Here is a 16667-nt window from a genome sequence, read left to right on the forward strand (position 1 = left end):
AGGTCGCAGCTTGGTTGATACTGCTTACTTAACCATTAATTCTTTAAACCGCTCAGCGGCCATCATAAAAGCGATCCCAAAAATAGCAGAAGAGAGGAACATATTCCAGTCCCTTCGCTTTACCCGGGTAATATTGACAATAATACCTGCCAGTAGTAAAACACCTGTAACGATCAGTATCTGACCAAATTCCAATCCGAGATTAAATGCCAGCAGGGGTTTAACAATGTTTGTCTGTGTTCCCAGTAAACTTTTAAGGTATCCTGAAAAACCCATTCCATGGATCAAACCGAAAAAGCCTGCAAAAAAGTAATTGATCTGCAGTTTTACCGGTACAGTCTGCTTCCTGATGATATTGGAAAATGCGGTTATAAATATAGTGACAGGTATCAGGAATTCTATCAGTTTACTACTGATATGTACCACATTCGTCACGCTCAATGCCAGGGTAATAGAGTGCCCTATTGTAAAAGCTGTAACCAGCACCAGCACTTTTCTCCAGTCTTCCAGCAGGTAAATAGCACACAGGGCGGCAATAAACAGTATATGGTCCATGCCCTCCCAATCCACAATATGCTGCCACCCCATCTGAAAGTACATCACAAACTCATTCATTACCCTATATTTGTTGCTAGTTTTAGTAATTATACAAAGCGCATCTTAATATTTAAAATTTTTTAGGCAAGTGGGGGTATTATTATATAAATGGTTGGTTTCGGCCTGGATGGTATTCCATCCATTTTACGTAAGTGTTACAGAAATTACGCACAACAAATCCGGTAATGAGCTGGAAATCAGTTGCCGCATCTTTGCAGATGACCTGGAAAATACCCTCAGAAAACAGTCTAAAACCCCGCTGGATATCATTCATCCGGCCAACAAAGCCGCTACTGACAGCCTGATTGCCGGCTACCTGCGTAAACACCTGTTCATAACCACTGATGGCAAACCAGTCCGCCTGCAATATCTCGGCTACAAAATCGAGGAAGAGGCCGCCTGGTGCTTCCTTTCTGCCGAAAAGATCCCTCCCTTCAAAACCGCTCATGTCAGGAATAATGTGCTCTATGACGAGCATCCTAACCAGATCAACATGATCCATGTCATCCTGAACGGGATCAGAAAAAGTACAAAACTGGACAATCCGAAAGCGGATGCCGACTTCGCCTTCTGATTATCGTCTGTCGATGAACTTGATAGGTTTCCTGCTGCCTTCAGGAAATTGCATCTTCATAACATCTGCCTGTGAGCAATAACGTACCTGTGGTATTACACGCAGTTTTGCCTGTAAATACGAACGGATCTTCCTGTCTATATCCTCGGTTTCCGCCACCGGCCAGAGGTGCAGCAGGATCTCGTCTGTGCCTATTTCGTTAGAGAATACCTCTACTACAAACTCTTTCACTTCCTCCATGTCGTTCAAAAGATCGAACAAAGCAGGCGGATACAAGGTTGTTCCCTTGTATTTGATCATCTGCTTACGACGACCGATCACCGGTGACAAACGCATGGTATGTCTGCCGCAGGAACAAGGTTCCTCAAAATAACGGCAGATATCCCCTGTTTTATAACGCAGCAGCGGCATCCCTTCCACGCCAAGGGTTGTAATGGTCACTTCCCCGTCCTGATTAGGTCCTACCGGCTGATTGTTATCATCCAGTAATTCTACATACAGCAACTCCGGATGGTGGTGTCCACCCTGACCTGCATTACATTCTGTAAAGGCCGTCTGCATCTCAGTAGAGGCATAGGTCGAATACAGCTTAATATCCCATTGTTCTGTGATCTTCTTTCCCAGCACATTCAGCGAGAAATCCACATTACGGATATTCTCCCCTATACACACCGCACTTTTCACAGATGAAGCGTTGATATCGATATTATGTTCCTTCGCAAAAGCAATCAGCTTTACGATGAAAGACGGTACCGCCACAATGGTGGTCGGCTGTATCCTGCTGATATTCTCCCATTGCAGGGAAGGCACGCCCGGCCCTACGCGCAGTACGCCGGCGCCCAGTTTACGGATACCATTGTAATATGCCATACCGGCCATAAACTGACGATCCAGCGTCAGCATCAGCTGGTAAATATCGTTTTCTGTACCACCGGCACAGCAGAAGGAAATGTATTCATTATAGCTCAGCCGCTCCTGGTCCTTCTGTGTCAATGCAATGATCACAGGATTACCTAAAGTGCCTGAGGTGGTTGTATATTCAGCGATCCTGCTTTTATCCACACAAAGGAACTCCCAGTTCTGCTGTTGCAGCTGTTCTTTTGTAACGGGTGGTATCAGCCAGAGATCATTCAGCGATTTAACGGTGGAAGGTTGTATACCATGCTGCGCAAACCATTCTCTGTAGAAAGGAGAAAACTGACGCAGATAGCCCAGCAGGCGCAATACTTCTGTTTCCTGGTATTTCCTGATGGCTGCGGTAGATTGCAGTTCAATGTCGGGTATGTACATGGTTGTCGGTTTTCAGACCTCTATCAGCACCATTGCGACAGCCGTCGCTTTTACATGTGATAGAGAGACATGTATCTGTTTAATCTGTAATTCACTATAACTGGCAACTGCCGTACCGGTCAGTTGTAGTAAAGGTTTTCCGTGCTCGTTATTGACAATCTCTATCTCGTTGAAGTTGATCTTCCCATGCCCCCAGCCTGTTCCCATTGCCTTGAGAAAAGCTTCTTTGGCGGCAAAACGGGCCGCATAGTGCTGTGCAGGATGCACCTGCTGCTCACAATAAGCTATTTCTTTCGCTGTAAATACCAGGTCACGGAATCCTTTTCCCTTCTCTATCTTCACCGCAATGCGGTCTACTTCAACAATGTCGGTACCGATTCCGTAAATCATGATTATTTGCTTTTAGCGCATTTTTCAAGCTGTTTGCGGATGTGATCTTCCTCTCCTTTCGTCGCTATTACTTTTGTCAGTGCTTTTTTATAATAAGCTGTTGCTCCGGTATAATCTTTCCTTTTGAACATATAATCTCCCGCCAGCACGTAAGCATGATAGTATTCCGGATTGAGGCTGATCAGTTGCTGCACATCCGCGTCCTTACCATCCATAATATCGGTCTTGATCTTACGGAAGGCTACAAATGCCTGGTAGTCCTGTGTTTGCAGGAAAGGATCGGCTGCGATCGTCTGTGTGCTGTCATACACCTCATGATCATATTGCAGGCCCTTCATACTAAAGATAGAATCCAGGTTGTAGGCCACAAACTTACCCAGCTGCCAGGGTGCTGTAGACACCCATACCATTTTCTTTTTCGGTTCGAATACGATCGAGTGATGGGCGATAAACTGATTGATCGCTCTTTCATTCCCCATACCGATATTCCTTCCGCCCATACCAGCACGGTCGCGAAGGATATCCACCGTTTTCTGTACGGTGTTCGGACCTTTCTGTTTCAGTAACTGCGATAAACGATTAAAGCGGTAGCCGGAGGCTGTTTCCTCACGCTGTTTGATATTCTTGTCTTCCGCCGCCAGACCAGTACCCTGGAAGTGATTGGTACAGGTGATGAACTGATCTTTCGGATCGTACATATCCATTTTCTCAGGCGTCTTTTCTATGATAGCCGCACGGTTATCTTCTGCGGAACCTACCAGGAAAGACTCTGATACGAACATCTTATGCTTATTAGCAATGGTCCAGGCCTCATCGATCGTTTTTGCATACTGCAGAATCTCTCTTGCTACCAGCGATACCGGCGTAGCCGAACCGGTAGGAATATCGCTCTTATCCGCATTGATGGTTACTGTCAGTCCTTTTTCGTTCATACCGGAAGCAACACCTGTAAAACCTCCCCAGGTCACCATCATAAAGCGGTAACCTTTCTCCGGATGATAGAAAGCGACGATCTTATCTTCTGCGAATTTGTCTCCTACATAAAAATCGAAGTTACGGCCGATGATCAGGTTGCTGTCTGCAGAAGCCCCATCCCAGGTACCGAAAGAGGTACAGGCTACCAGCGCCATATTCTGTAAAGCATGCCCGATGTCATGCGCCGCATGGTAGTTGAGCAGACGCTCATAGTTGGTACCGATGAAATCGTACTTATCTGAAGCGGAAAAAGAGATCCCATAGATCTCTTCTTTATTTTCTTCAGCAATATTATCAGCGAGATTTCTGTTGAAGAAACCAACGAAGTAGCGCAGGAATTTCAGGTAAGACTGTGAAGGGATCATTTTTTTGATCTGATCGGTAAAATGGTCCTCCTGGCGTTTTACCAGTTCGGCAGTCAGTTTACCTTCCACAACGCCCCTTTCAAATGGCTTACCCTCTACATATAGCTCATAAAGGCCACTCTCACTCTTACGGAACCAGCTGTTACCCAGTGTATAGCTGCTACTATCCAGTGCTTTACGCTCCCATTGCAGGGATGATTTATCTGCTATCTCCGGCGGATCAATATGCGATACACTCATCACATAGACCACCAATATGATAATTAACAGTAGGATCGTGCCGGTAATGTATAACAGCGCCCTTCCCAGTTTACGCCATCCGCTCCGTTTTTTTCCCCTTTTCAGTGCCATCTCTCAGTTTGTATTTATGCTGCGTTAATATCGTTTATCAGCTTTTCCATGCCCAGCAGTACCGAACTTGTCACCACTGCCGTCATCGTTACGCCCAAAATTCCATGCAAGTTCAGATTTTGCCCGGTAAGATACAAATTGGGTAGACGAGTGGCAGCGGAAATAACTGTTTTTAAAGGATCATTGGCATCTTTAGCCACCCCGTACATACTTCCCTCCGGCATCGCCAGGTAATCCCTGTAAGTCAGCGGCGTAGAGGCGTAGTAAGCATGTATACAGTTCCGCAGACCCGGATATTGCTTTTCCACCAAATCCAGCAGTTTCTCTGACTTTTCATTTTTAAATGCCTGATAGTCAGCATTTCTTTCATCCGGGCAGGAATCCGTATTAAAGGTATCATGCCATGCTGCTACATCTTCATAGCGCATATAGGTCATGATAGACAGATTATCTGCATATTCCTCCCTGCCTGTACCTGCCGCTACGAATAAAGCATAGGTATTAGGCCAGTTGTCAGCTGTATAGTTTACGCCATCCCACGCATTGTCCGACGCGTGATGGTAGTAGTTATAGTTTTGATACCTGAATGTACCTGGTTTCAGTACGACATTCAGCATGAATGTACCAGGTGTGTTTTCCAGGCTTTGTAGTCTGGTACGGTATGCATTACGCAGACTGACACTTTCCGTCATCTGCATGGTAACAGACGGATGTAATCCTGAAATGTAATGCCGTGCGCTCACCTCTTCCCCATTATCCAGCACGACATGATCCACCTTACCGTCAAATTCGACGATACGTTTTACTTCCGTATTGCGGATGATCGCGCCGCCATTCTCTTTGATGATCTTATTTAAAGCACGGGAGATCTGTGAACCTCCATCCACACATTTCCAGGAACTTTCAATATAACTGTGTTGTACCAGGGCATGCACATAGAACGGTGTTTTTCCCTGTTCTCCGGCATATAACAGGTTATTACCCGCCAGCACCTGGCGCAAACGCTCATTATCGGTGATACTGCGAAGGAAGTCATAGGTATCCAGCTTCATCACACTCTCTTTCTCCCGGTAATCTCCCATCCGCAGGTTAAACAGCGGGAACTTACCACATACTTCCTGCATCTTGTCACAATAAGCCTGTAAAGCTTCTTTTTCACCAGGAAAGTCTGTTAATAACTGGCGGGCAAAATTATCATAGCCCTGGGCCAGCTTATACACTTTCTGTTCTTCTCCGAAATGAATATGATCAAAACCATCCATCTCCATCCGTTTCAGTTTCATCGTATCCATGATCCCCAGATAACGGAATACCTGATTCAGCGTCTGTCCATCCTCCAAACCTCCTACATAATGTACGCCTGAATCGATAATAGCTTTGTCGCGCGAAAAGGTCTGCAAACAACCGCCTATTTGTCTGTTCTTTTCATAGATACAGACACGGTAACCATTCTTACTGAGAATAGCTCCGCAAACAAGGCTTCCCAGCCCGCTTCCTATTATGACTACATCATACTGCATGTACAGGGGATAACTTTTTGATGATGAAAATTACGTTTGAGGTATACTTCGTATTGTCTATCTGTTCCATTACTGCACCATTGGCAGTAACGATTTCCCTGATCCGGGAAGATGAAAAGAAAGACAAGGGTTTATCTTTAGTTTTATTAAAGCCGATCAGCTTTGTAGAAAATAACTCCGTCAGCTTAGTACCTTCATGTCTCTCTTTCAGATCGGCGTCGCCATCGCGTACAATGATAACGCCGCCTTCATTCAGCTGACTGATACAGGCTGAAAGCACCTTTTCCTGCTCTGCCGGCTGCAGATAATGCAGCACATCAAGGATCACAAAAGCATCGTACTTTTCAAAAGCATAATTGGTAATATCTGCATGTTCAAAACTTATCTGCTCATTCCGCAGGTAACAATGTTGCGCGGTCGTAATTTTCTCTTCGTCGTAGTCCAGTCCTTTTATTTCTCTTTCTGCGGATAACCAGTGTAACATATAGCTCATAAAGCCATATCCGCAACCAATATCAAGAATCCGTCCTTTCCTCGGTAACAACTGATCAAACAGGGCATAGTTACCCTCCAGTTTTGTTTTGATACGCATGTACCATTCCAGTACCGGGCCTTTGTAGATATAACTGTAGATCAGCTGTTCACGGAAATAGGCAGGTACTTCAGTATCACGACGCAGTTGTTCATATTCAGCTTTGAAATAACGGCTGATCTGTTTGGTACGTGCGGCATATCCCTCACCCCAGCTGCTATCACCCGCTTTGATCCTTGGCAGGTATTTAATCGTAATGGTACCATCTTTCAAGAGGAAGTCATTCTTGCTCATTGTATAGGCAGTACCATGCAACACGATCGGCAGGATATCCAGTCCCAGCTGTTCTGCTATATAAAACGCGCCCTTGTGGAAACGTTTTACACTGGCATCTGTGGAGCGGGTGCCTTCAGGATATACTACGATGGAATATCCTTCTTCTACTTTTTTCCGCAGCTTTTCGATGCTGCCTTCAGCACCTTCTGCCACCGGATAATAATCACCCATACGCACTACTGCCCCAAATACCGGTGAATTCCACACCCATTCACTTGTCAGCAGTATCACCTTCGGATGCAGCATGGTAGATATCAGTATATCCAGGAATGACTGGTGATTGCTGATGATCACCGCAGGTGTATCCAGTTGTTCTCCCAGCGGATTGATGATCTTCTTTTTCACATTGCCCATGATGTATATCACGGACCGGGTGTAAGCAGATAAAATACGATGATAGAGATATTTCGCTTTTTCTTTTTTCTTAAACGGATTGAACTTCACCAATACCCAGCCAATCACAGTTAATACCAGGCACCCTGTCGTGAAATAAGTAAAGGAGAATACTGACTTCACCCAGCCATGTAAGGTCCAGGGAGCCCTTCCTTTACGCACGCGGTTTGTGATCAGCCAGTTGAATAATAAGGGGATCAATACCTGGGAAGTCAGCACCACGCAACTGATACCAATGATAGAGATCATCGCTACGGACTTCAGCGATGGATGCTGTGCGAATATCATCACACCAATACCCAGTATTGTTGTCAGTGCCGATAAGAAGATAGAGGAGCGGAAAGAAGCCAGATTCTCTTTCTTCCCATATTTATATTCCTGCATCAGACCATCCATTGTAAAGATGCTGTAATCATCACCCAAACCAAAAATGAATGTGCTGAGAATGATGTTAACAATATTGAATTTGATACCGAACAATCCCATGATCCCTAATATCCACACCCAACTGATAAGCATGGGAATAAACGTGATCAGCGCCAGTTCTATACGGCCATAAGATATCAGCAGGGCTACAAATACCAGCAATGAGGTCATCCAGGCAATGCTGTTGAATTCATCACGGATCACGACAGCCAGTCGATTCGCTACATATTGTTTATCAAAGATGGTGGTATGTTCCAATTCTCCGAAAGCCTTGTACACAGCTTCTTTCTGCGCCGGATCTATTTTCAGTAAAGTCACCAGTGAGACACTGCCTTTCTTTTCTGTGATAAAGTCTCCCAGATTACCTGCACGCAAGGACTGTAGATCTTCCTCAGGGATGACCGTAAAGTCCTGCTGTAACCACTGTTCAAAAGGTCCGAAAGCGGCCAGCTTGTAGCCAACTGCCGGTCCGTGCTGTTGCAGATAATTGATCAGTAATTGTTTCTTTTCAGGTGTCCAGTAATTATTCCAGCGTTGTATCCGCTGTTGTTGTTCCTGTTTGGAGAACAGTAAGGTATTGACACCTGCATATTTTTTGATCACACCCTGTTGCTGTAACTGATGTACGCGTACCTGCAATTGCTCACTGTTCTGCAATGCATCTTCAAGGTCTTTGCCATCCGTCACCAGGTAAACAGATTGTGCAGTATAGGCATTGATCTGATTAAACTTCGTTTCCGCTGCTTTCAGTTCGGGCCGCATGAAGTTCATGCGCATCATATCGCTTTCAAAACCCACTTTACCGGAGGTAAAGAAGAAAAACACTGTGAGCACGAGGATAACGATCACCAGTGCTTTATTCTTTTCAGGTCTGTATTCCGCCAGTTTATCCAGCCAGGTATGCGCATGTGCATCCTTTTGTACTGACTGACGACCCAATACGATCCAGTGAGGCAGGAATATCAGGGAAAATAACGCAGCACCTATCAGACTATAGGCAGCGAACATTCCTACATCCCGCAGCATAGGAGAATGTACAAACTGCAGACAAAGAAACCCGCCTACAGTTGTGAAACTACCGATCGTCATCGGTTCCGCCAGATCACGGATCACTTCACGGATATCGGGAGAATGACGATGATGATTGAAGATGTGCAGGGAATAGTTAACAGCAATACCCAATACCGCTGCTCCTACGCCCAGCGCTATACCGGAAATACTATGTTGTGTCAGTGCAATGATCGCGATGGAGAACAGTCCGCCAAATGCAACCGGCAACATGATCACCAGTGGAGCACGTTTTCTGCGGAAGAAGAAAGCGATCAGCACGACCAGCAGGGTAATAGTAATACCCAAGGTCAGGAAGGAATCCTGTTTGATCTGTGTGGCGTTTCCTGCGGAAACAGCTGCTGCACCGAAGTAGAATGCCGTTGTATTGGCAGAATACTGTTGCAGGTTATTTATTTCCTGCTGTAATCCATTCAGCAATGCCTGGTTCTTAGCCGTTGCGCTGGGTGGATTAGCAGGTGTAATGAACAGCAATAAGTGCCGCTGGTCTTTGCTCATGACAAAGCCATCGTACAGTTCAAACTGTTCATCATATTGCAGGTGTTGCAGCTTTTTGATACCCAGCCAGGACATGCCTACCGGATCAGCTGCAATGACTTTCTTTACGACAAGCCCTGCAGGAGAAATAAGTGTATGGTAATTGTTTTCCAGCGTCTGCTGTAACCTGTCGGGCATGATCAGGGAATCGATCTGCCGGTAATCTTTTTCTTCCAGGAATACAGGCAGGTGTTGCTGAATCACCTGCATCAGATCAAGAACAGTATTATCTTCTACTCTGGACTGAAAGTATCTGATATGGTCCGCATATTTCGCATTGACAGTGTCAGTGAACGTCTGTGCGAAAGCGGTCAGGCTATCCGGTTGCGGCCCCTGTGTGGTATCTTTCTGGGAAATGATCACCACCAGTTTATCTGCAAAACGCGAGTCGTTAAAGACCTGCTGCAGTTTATCCAGGGCTTTATCTTTCGGAAGAATACGGGTTATATCTTCTTCCAGCTCGATGCGGGAAGCAAAGAATCCAGCCAGGGCAAAACTCACGATCGTACAGATCCACAGCCAGGCCTTATGCCGGTTAAAGAAATCATATATGCTTACAAATAACTTACCCATATTACTTAATACCGAATACTAACGTACCTCTCGCTGCCTGGCCGGATCGTTCCGGAAAATGGCCAGCAGCACATATACGATCAGCGTCACCAGTATACCAGCTGCGACTGCCAGCGTACAGGCTCCTGTTAAATATTGAAATAAATTCTCTTTGATCATATCCAGTGATAAATTCGTGCTGAAAGGCAGCAACAAACTTCCATCTTTCACCCAGATCCTTCCCGTAGCAAAACTGGCGAAGATCACAAATGGGATCATTGGCGGCAGACTTACATGACACGACATAAACACCAGCGCTTTGTTCAGTTTGAACAAAACTGCCAGCGCCATAGCGGTCACCATCTGGAAACCCCAGATAGGTATAATGCCCATAAATACGCCAAACCCAATCGATATAGCTTTTCTGAAATTAGACTCTTCCTTGTTCAGTACATGGTCGTACCACATACTGCGCCAGTTCTCCGCCTTCATCAGATAACGGAAGAAATCCCTTGGTTTGATATACAGAAAAGCGATTGTTACCAGCACCGTATTTAACACGCTGATACGGGAAAAATCGCGGAAAGGACGAAAATGAGAGACCCTTTCTTCTGCCGGCGGATAATATACTTTTATCGGCGCCCAGTCTATTTTAATACCCTTCCAGGCGCTTCTGACCAGCACCTCTATTTCGAACTCATATTTGGTACACCAGAAGCGCATATTGCGCATAGCATACACCGGATACAGGCGATAGCCGGATTGTGTATCCGGTCCTTTCAGTCCTGTTTCCACATAGAACCAGAAGTTGGAAAATTTATTGGCGAAGGTATTCTTGCCCGGCATGTTTTCCTGCTGCAGATTACGGGCACCGATCACAATTGCTTTCCGTTCTGTTTCCAGTTTTTCCAGCATTACCGGCAGGTCAGATGCGAAGTGTTGTCCGTCAGCATCTATCGTGATCACATAATCATAGCCCTGTTCAACAGCATAGCGGAAACCACGGCGCAAGGCGATCCCCTTTCCTCTGTTAGGCGTATAATCCACACGCTGTATCTGAGGAAAAGTATCCAGAATATCGGCAGTCTCGTCGGTACTACCATCATTTACTACAATGACATGGGATGTATAAGAAAGTACATCTCTTATAACGGATTCCAGCGTTTTGGCATTGTTGTAGGTCGGCACCAGTACGGCTGCTTTCTGAGCAGTGAACTGATCGTTATATTTTGCGGTATCGGTCATTATGCTTTAACAAATGTTCCCTGGAATTTCATAAAAGTGAGCGCTTCGTATTTCAGGGAAGCGGTCACGTTTATTTCACCTTCCTGCAATTTGTACTGAACTTGCGTTACCACAAGCGGATGTGTATTTGGATCGATCATATTCAGGAACTTCATATTGGCAGCCTTCTTCAGTACTACTTTGTGCTGTAACATCAATTCAAGCAGTTCCTGAACAGTTTGCATCATGCAAACACCCGGTACTACAGGACGGCCAGGAAAGTGACCTTGAAATATGGGATGTGCAGCATTCCATAACAGCTGATAAGTACTGGCCTCCTCACCTTCTGCCATGTGCGCCTGCTCAATTGTATATAATTTTCCTGCTAACATCATTTCTGTACACGTTGTAGTGAAATATTAAATTTAAAACCCTGATGACGGATATTGATCGTATCCGGCACCCCAGCTGTATAATGAGTCAGCCACGCTTTTACCACCGGCTTGCGCTTAGATGATTTTTCAATCCTTTCCAGCTGCTGACAGGCAGTATCTGTAATGTAATAGTTATTCCCTTTTTCCGTAGGCACTACGACATAGTGATAATTACTGTCCTGTTTCACGGTTGCCCTGCTAAGATCAGGACGCAGCAGCACCAGTTCAAAATCGCCGCGCAGGGTCTTTACAACTGCTTTTTTATCCATTTTGTCCAGCATATAATGCTTTACAAAACCGCCATCTTTCGTGAACTCAAAATCAAAAAACTTAAAGCCCATCTCGTTCGCAAATACTACTCTTAAACTACTGTCGGGCATCTGCTTAAAGAAGAGCAGCCCGCTAAGGTGATGTTTTAACACATCTACCTGCGTACCGTATAACGTATTGGTAAACTCCGGACGGAACTTTGTGATACACTGTACATCAGCATTGGTCTGCTGCAGATTTTTATATGCAGAAGAACAACCAGACAAGAGGCCGGTCAGCAGGATACTATTTAACAGCAAAGACCGCATCAGCAATATTTACATTCATTTGTTTATGCAGAAAACTGATGCTGGTATCATCCCCGCCGGCTTCATACATTTCAATCTTTGATACAGAATAATCCTTCTTGTCCACCAGCAGGTGAATAGACTTGAAATACTGGGACAAGGCCTTATTCACCGGTGTCATCTCCAGCAGATAGGATTGTCCGTTTTCCAGGACACGGGTGTTGAAGTCCGCGTTATTCACAATATTTCCCTGTACACAGTCAATAGTGATCTTATTGATCTGTTCAAACAGTTTGTTGCCTTTAGTAGAAACACGGTTCTCTTTCTGTCCATCTTTCACCTTGATATCTTTCCCGTTCATCACTAACAGGTAATAGGAAGGCTGTGCATATTCCATACGCACTTTATTTTCCTTCTTGAACCAGAACTTCCCTTTGGAAGTGATCTTATCAGCCAGCATGCTGAGGTTCTTTTCCTGCACAAAATCACACTGTATGGACTGTGTCGCCTGTGAAGCCTTTGCAAACTGTTGTTTGAAAGCGGCTACGTCAGCCACCGGTTTAAAGCCGGTCTGCGCCATCATCGGGAGAGCGCTCACGATACAACCCAATATCAAAAGCCATCTACGCATAAGCGGGTATGTTTAACAATTTGTCAATTCGTTCTATGGTATATCCTTCTTTCTTCAGGTGCTGTATTAACTCCGGCAGTACCTGTGCGGTTACTTCCATCGAGTCATGCATCAGCAATACTGCTCCGGGACGGATGCCTTTTTTTATTCTGCTGAACAGTTCTTCCTTATCTTTTGCCACCGTATCCAGCGAGCGGATATTCCAGCCGATAGGAGTGTATGCACCCCGTCTGATCGCTTTAGCCAGATTTGGATTGGTTACGCCATATGGCGGACGAAACAAGCGAGGACGTTTGCCGGTGATATTTTCCACCGTAATATCCATTTGCTGTAGTTCTGTCAGCATCTTTGCCGGACCAAACATATCAAACCAGAAATGGTGGGAAAAACTATGATTACCGATAACATGTCCCTCTGTATCTATACGACGCAATAAAGCCTCTCTTCCCCCTATGCGGTCCCCGATACAAAAGAAAGCAGCTGTTACCTCCTCCTGTCTGAGTATATCGAGGATAACAGGTGTATATGCCTCCAGCGGCCCGTCATCAAACGTGATCGCGATCTTCTTTTCCTTCGTATCAGCGGCACATACCACCGGAACGTAAAAATCAGATCCTATATTACATGCTCCCCATACCAGTGCCGCCACATAAGGGACAGGCAGTAACAGGAACAACCACCAGGGCAATGTCAGCCAGAGATTGTGTACCAGCAGTGCAACTGCCAGCAGCACGAACAGGCCGATATTTGCAGTACGGTGTGTTAGCATGCAGTTAACAGGATCAGCGAGTGATGTGTTTGTTTGTAATGATTGTAGATCAACACTTTCTTTATCTCCGTTGGCGTAGTTCCCCTGAATAGGGCAGCCTCGGCTACCCGTTGTTCTGCAATCACTTTTGCGCCCAGCCACATGCCAAAAGAAGCGGCAGTAGGGTATTCTCCACACAGCTGTTTAAAGCAGGCGACAGGTTTGCCGGCCAGTGCATTATTCTCCATGTGTTCATACCATTCATCTCCGCTGGCATCGCCGTTACGACCGCTGATTACCAGACTGACTTCATCTTCACTGCAATTATGCGCAGCCAGAAAAGCAGCTATATCAGCCGCTATTTCGGCTTTTCCTGCCGGTTTGTACAATGTGGTCACCCCGGTCAGTTTAGCCTTTGTATTCGTCCCTTTTTCGGTTCCCAGTACAAAGCAGGCTGCTCCCTCTCCTGCTACGGTGCCATGTGTCTGGCTGTGTAACAGGGATGCAGGTGTAACAGACTCTTTTTTATACAGGTCGAAACGGGAAAGGATATTAAAACTATGATTGGTCAGCTCATCCATTGCACCGGTCAGAATGCTCTTTGAACGGCCTTCCTTTAAGATCATCAGTGCGTCCAGCAGGGCGCTTTCAAAAGAAAAGCCTTTGTGCACAAATGTGTTGTTATAGCCATGACAGCCCAGCATTAAAGCGATCTGTCCGGCTACAGTATTGTGTGTGGACTGGATAAACGCTGTTGGCGTTAACATCTCCTCCTGCTGATTGATCATTTTTGACAGGAACACGCCTGTATCATCCAGGCAACCGTAAGCGGTACCGGTGATGATGGCATCGGGTTGCTGTATGCCTGCTTCCTGCAGACTAAGCTGTGCCGCAGCCACGCCCATTTTGATCACGCGACTCATACGACGTATCAGCTTCACATCTATCCACTGTTTGTAATCAGGTTCGCTCGCTTTCAGACGCGCACCTTCCCAGGGAAGCACATTTTCCGGAAATGCTCCGCCCTGTGCAGTTTCCTGCGGTGATACACAACCGGTTCCTTGTATATAGATGTTCATATTTTACGATTGCGCGCTTTTTGAAAATACCAGACTGGAACAATTACCGCCAAAACCAAAAGAATTGGACATGACGTGTTGCAGCTGATGTCCTGTACTGAATTGTGTTACCGGCGCGAACGGCAGTTCTTTCATCTGTTTACTGAAGTTAGCGTTCGGATAGAGAATACCTTCCTTCACTGCCCAGGCGGAGAATACCGCTTCAATACCACCACTGGCGCCCAGCGTATGACCGGTAAAGGATTTGGTACTGCTTACCGGTGGATAATGCGGCTCAAACAGACGGGCAATAGCCGATCCTTCCGCCACATCATTATTCTGGGTACCAGTACCATGCAGATTGATGTAACTGATATCTGCCGGTTTGATGCCACTCATTTCCATTGCGCCCTGCATCGCCAGGTAATTACCGATACCATCCGGAGAAGAGGCCGTCTGATGATAAGCATCATTTGCGTTCGCATATCCGCTCAAGCGGCACCAGGGGGCCTTACCTACAGGCATTTCCGCCGCCAGTGCATCACTTACCAATACCACATAACCTGCGCCTTCTCCCAGATTTAACCCTGTACGGGTATCATCAAAAGGACGGCAGGCTGCCTGGTCCAGGATCATCAGGGTATTAAAACCATTCAGGGTGAAACGGGTCAATGCATCGGTACCACCAGCAATCACCACATCCACCATGTTATTTTTAATCAGCCTGGCTCCATACATCAGCGCATTGGCGCCGGAGGAACAGGCTGTACTGATCGTCGATATATGATGACGGATGCCCATGGCATCTGCCACAAGTTCGGTAATAGCGCCACATTCGTGATGTATTACCTGACTGAGATGGCCTTTGGAATTATCCTGCAGATATTCGGCGAAGAACTCCTCTGTTTTATCCATACCGCCTACTGTATTGGCAGAAACAAACCCTACACGGTACTGGCGAATGTCTCCCAGTCCTGTGCTGCGCCATGCTTCCTCTGCCGCTACACGGCTCAGCAATGCGGTACGGCTGATCTTATCAGGCATTTTGGTCCATCCGGCCAGTGTTTCATTAGAAGCTTTCACTTCCACTACCGGAAATGTATGGCGGTGTACGGAGTGCAGATACTCCATATGGGCCATACCCGGCTCCATATGTTTGAATGCGTTCATGCATTCAGACAGATTATTGCCTATACCGCAAATAACGCCGCCTCCGGCAATCCATACATCACTATGCATTATTTACTGGTTTGGTGCGCGGTAATGAATTCAGCGATCGTACGCACGGAATAGAATATTTCCGGGCCCTGTTCTGGATTGGCAATACGGATGCCATACTGCTGTTGCAGCAATACGATGATCTCCAGTGCATCGATAGAGTCCAGTCCTAATCCATCCTTGAACAAAGGTTGGTCATCTCCGATTTCTTCAGGTTTTACTTCCTGCAGGTTCAGTTGCTCTACGATCTGGGCTTTCAGCGCCGCCATCAAATTTTCCATGATTATGTATTACGCTATAATGATTTAAATACTAATTGTTTTTTGCAGATTGTCAGCATTGAATACAACGCTGCCACCACTGCGCTCTACCCTGTACAGGAATACATCGTACACAGGTCCCATCACTTCCACCCATCCACAGATACAGGCCACAATGGCTTCTTCTGCAAATAACTGACTGACATAAGCCGTAATAAAATCTGCATCAAAAACGTCTGCGGTAAAAAAGGCGTTTTCCCCTTTGAAACCATGACGGATGCTGATCTCGCCCATGACGATATTGGACAGTGTATATACAAATAACGCCGGACTGGCAATATCCTTTACGGTGTCAAAGTAGCGCAGATCGGTATCGAGACTGGCGCTTTTATTGGCCAGTACCAATCCAACCTTATCAGCCGGATAATGCAGCGGCTGCTCTTTCAGCAGTACTTCCGTTGCCAGCCAACCCAGTTTGCTCAAAGGGTCCATTTTGTGAAACTTAGGATACTGACCGGAAAAATGATCGTATCCTCCACGGAGAAATTCAGGCAATTCCTGTTCCTGTGGCGCCTCCCACAACAATGTACCATCTCTGTACACCTGGTTCTTGCGGATCACGCAACTACCC

General features: G+C 46.0%; 16 protein-coding genes. 1 reads left to right on the forward strand and 15 read right to left on the reverse strand.

Annotated elements, in window-relative coordinates:
* Positions 1-24: 24 nt before the first annotated feature.
* Entirely contained in the window at positions 25-615 is a 591-nt protein-coding gene (locus BMZ72_RS13100) for a HupE/UreJ family protein (RefSeq protein WP_089808955.1), read from the reverse strand.
* Between the two features lie 70 nt (positions 616-685).
* On the opposite strand from BMZ72_RS13100, the gene BMZ72_RS13105 reads away from it, so the two are divergent.
* Positions 686-1171, forward strand: coding sequence for a DUF6702 family protein (locus BMZ72_RS13105; protein ID WP_089808958.1), 486 nt, complete (start codon positions 686-688; stop codon positions 1169-1171).
* Here BMZ72_RS13105 and BMZ72_RS13110 read toward each other — a convergent pair whose 3' ends face one another.
* The 14 genes from BMZ72_RS13110 to BMZ72_RS13175 form a co-directional block, all read right to left on the reverse strand.
* A complete protein-coding gene (locus BMZ72_RS13110; protein ID WP_089808960.1) occupies positions 1172-2461 on the reverse strand; it encodes a flexirubin biosynthesis putative acyl-CoA ligase FlxY in 1290 nt (429 codons plus the stop codon).
* A gap of 12 nt (positions 2462-2473) precedes the next feature.
* Positions 2474-2851 (reverse strand): holo-ACP synthase, encoded by a 378-nt coding sequence (locus BMZ72_RS13115; RefSeq protein ID WP_089808962.1) that lies wholly within the window; start codon positions 2849-2851, stop codon positions 2474-2476.
* Between the two features lie 2 nt (positions 2852-2853).
* Positions 2854-4542, reverse strand: a complete 1689-nt coding sequence (locus BMZ72_RS13120) for a C45 family autoproteolytic acyltransferase/hydolase (protein WP_089808964.1) — start codon at positions 4540-4542, stop codon at positions 2854-2856.
* 14 nt (positions 4543-4556) lie between these two features.
* Positions 4557-6062 carry a phytoene desaturase family protein gene (locus tag BMZ72_RS13125; RefSeq protein ID WP_089808967.1) on the reverse strand — a complete coding sequence of 502 codons (1506 nt, stop codon included), beginning with the start codon at positions 6060-6062 and terminating at the stop codon, positions 4557-4559.
* On the reverse strand, positions 6052-9927 hold the full coding sequence (locus BMZ72_RS13130; RefSeq protein ID WP_089808969.1) for a trifunctional MMPL family transporter/lysophospholipid acyltransferase/class I SAM-dependent methyltransferase: 3876 nt from the start codon (positions 9925-9927) through the stop codon (positions 6052-6054). Before BMZ72_RS13130 ends, BMZ72_RS13125 begins: the two co-directional genes overlap by 11 nt.
* A gap of 18 nt (positions 9928-9945) precedes the next feature.
* The gene (locus tag BMZ72_RS13135) at positions 9946-11151 is read right to left on the reverse strand and encodes a DUF2062 domain-containing protein (RefSeq protein WP_089808971.1); all 1206 of its coding nucleotides are present in this window, start codon (positions 11149-11151) and stop codon (positions 9946-9948) included.
* Positions 11151-11525, reverse strand: a complete 375-nt coding sequence (locus BMZ72_RS13140; protein ID WP_089808973.1) for an ApeI family dehydratase — start codon at positions 11523-11525, stop codon at positions 11151-11153. Before BMZ72_RS13140 ends, BMZ72_RS13135 begins: the two co-directional genes overlap by 1 nt.
* Positions 11522-12142 carry a flexirubin biosynthesis protein LolB2 gene (locus BMZ72_RS13145; protein ID WP_089808975.1) on the reverse strand — a complete coding sequence of 207 codons (621 nt, stop codon included), beginning with the start codon at positions 12140-12142 and terminating at the stop codon, positions 11522-11524. The genes BMZ72_RS13140 and BMZ72_RS13145 overlap by 4 nt, the downstream gene beginning before the upstream one ends.
* On the reverse strand, positions 12120-12752 hold the full coding sequence (locus BMZ72_RS13150) for a flexirubin biosynthesis/transport protein LolA2 (protein ID WP_089808977.1): 633 nt from the start codon (positions 12750-12752) through the stop codon (positions 12120-12122). The genes BMZ72_RS13145 and BMZ72_RS13150 overlap by 23 nt, the downstream gene beginning before the upstream one ends.
* Positions 12745-13521: a polysaccharide deacetylase family protein gene (locus BMZ72_RS13155; RefSeq protein ID WP_089808979.1), complete on the reverse strand. Its 777-nt coding sequence runs from the start codon at positions 13519-13521 to the stop codon at positions 12745-12747. Before BMZ72_RS13155 ends, BMZ72_RS13150 begins: the two co-directional genes overlap by 8 nt.
* Positions 13515-14579 (reverse strand): beta-ketoacyl synthase N-terminal-like domain-containing protein, encoded by a 1065-nt coding sequence (locus BMZ72_RS13160; RefSeq protein ID WP_255373192.1) that lies wholly within the window; start codon positions 14577-14579, stop codon positions 13515-13517. Before BMZ72_RS13160 ends, BMZ72_RS13155 begins: the two co-directional genes overlap by 7 nt.
* Before the next feature lie 3 nt (positions 14580-14582).
* The gene (locus BMZ72_RS13165; RefSeq protein ID WP_255373193.1) at positions 14583-15728 is read right to left on the reverse strand and encodes a beta-ketoacyl-[acyl-carrier-protein] synthase family protein; all 1146 of its coding nucleotides are present in this window, start codon (positions 15726-15728) and stop codon (positions 14583-14585) included.
* A 68-nt stretch (positions 15729-15796) separates the two neighbouring features.
* Complete coding sequence (locus tag BMZ72_RS13170; protein ID WP_012789537.1) at positions 15797-16057, reverse strand: phosphopantetheine-binding protein; 261 nt, start codon at positions 16055-16057, stop codon at positions 15797-15799.
* A 24-nt stretch (positions 16058-16081) separates the two neighbouring features.
* A complete protein-coding gene (locus tag BMZ72_RS13175; RefSeq protein ID WP_143087683.1) occupies positions 16082-16657 on the reverse strand; it encodes a hypothetical protein in 576 nt (191 codons plus the stop codon).
* Between the last annotated feature and the right edge of the window lie 10 nt (positions 16658-16667).

Origin of the sequence: Chitinophaga sp. YR627, assembly GCF_900114995.1 — a bacterium.
Lineage (GTDB): Bacteria > Bacteroidota > Bacteroidia > Chitinophagales > Chitinophagaceae > Chitinophaga.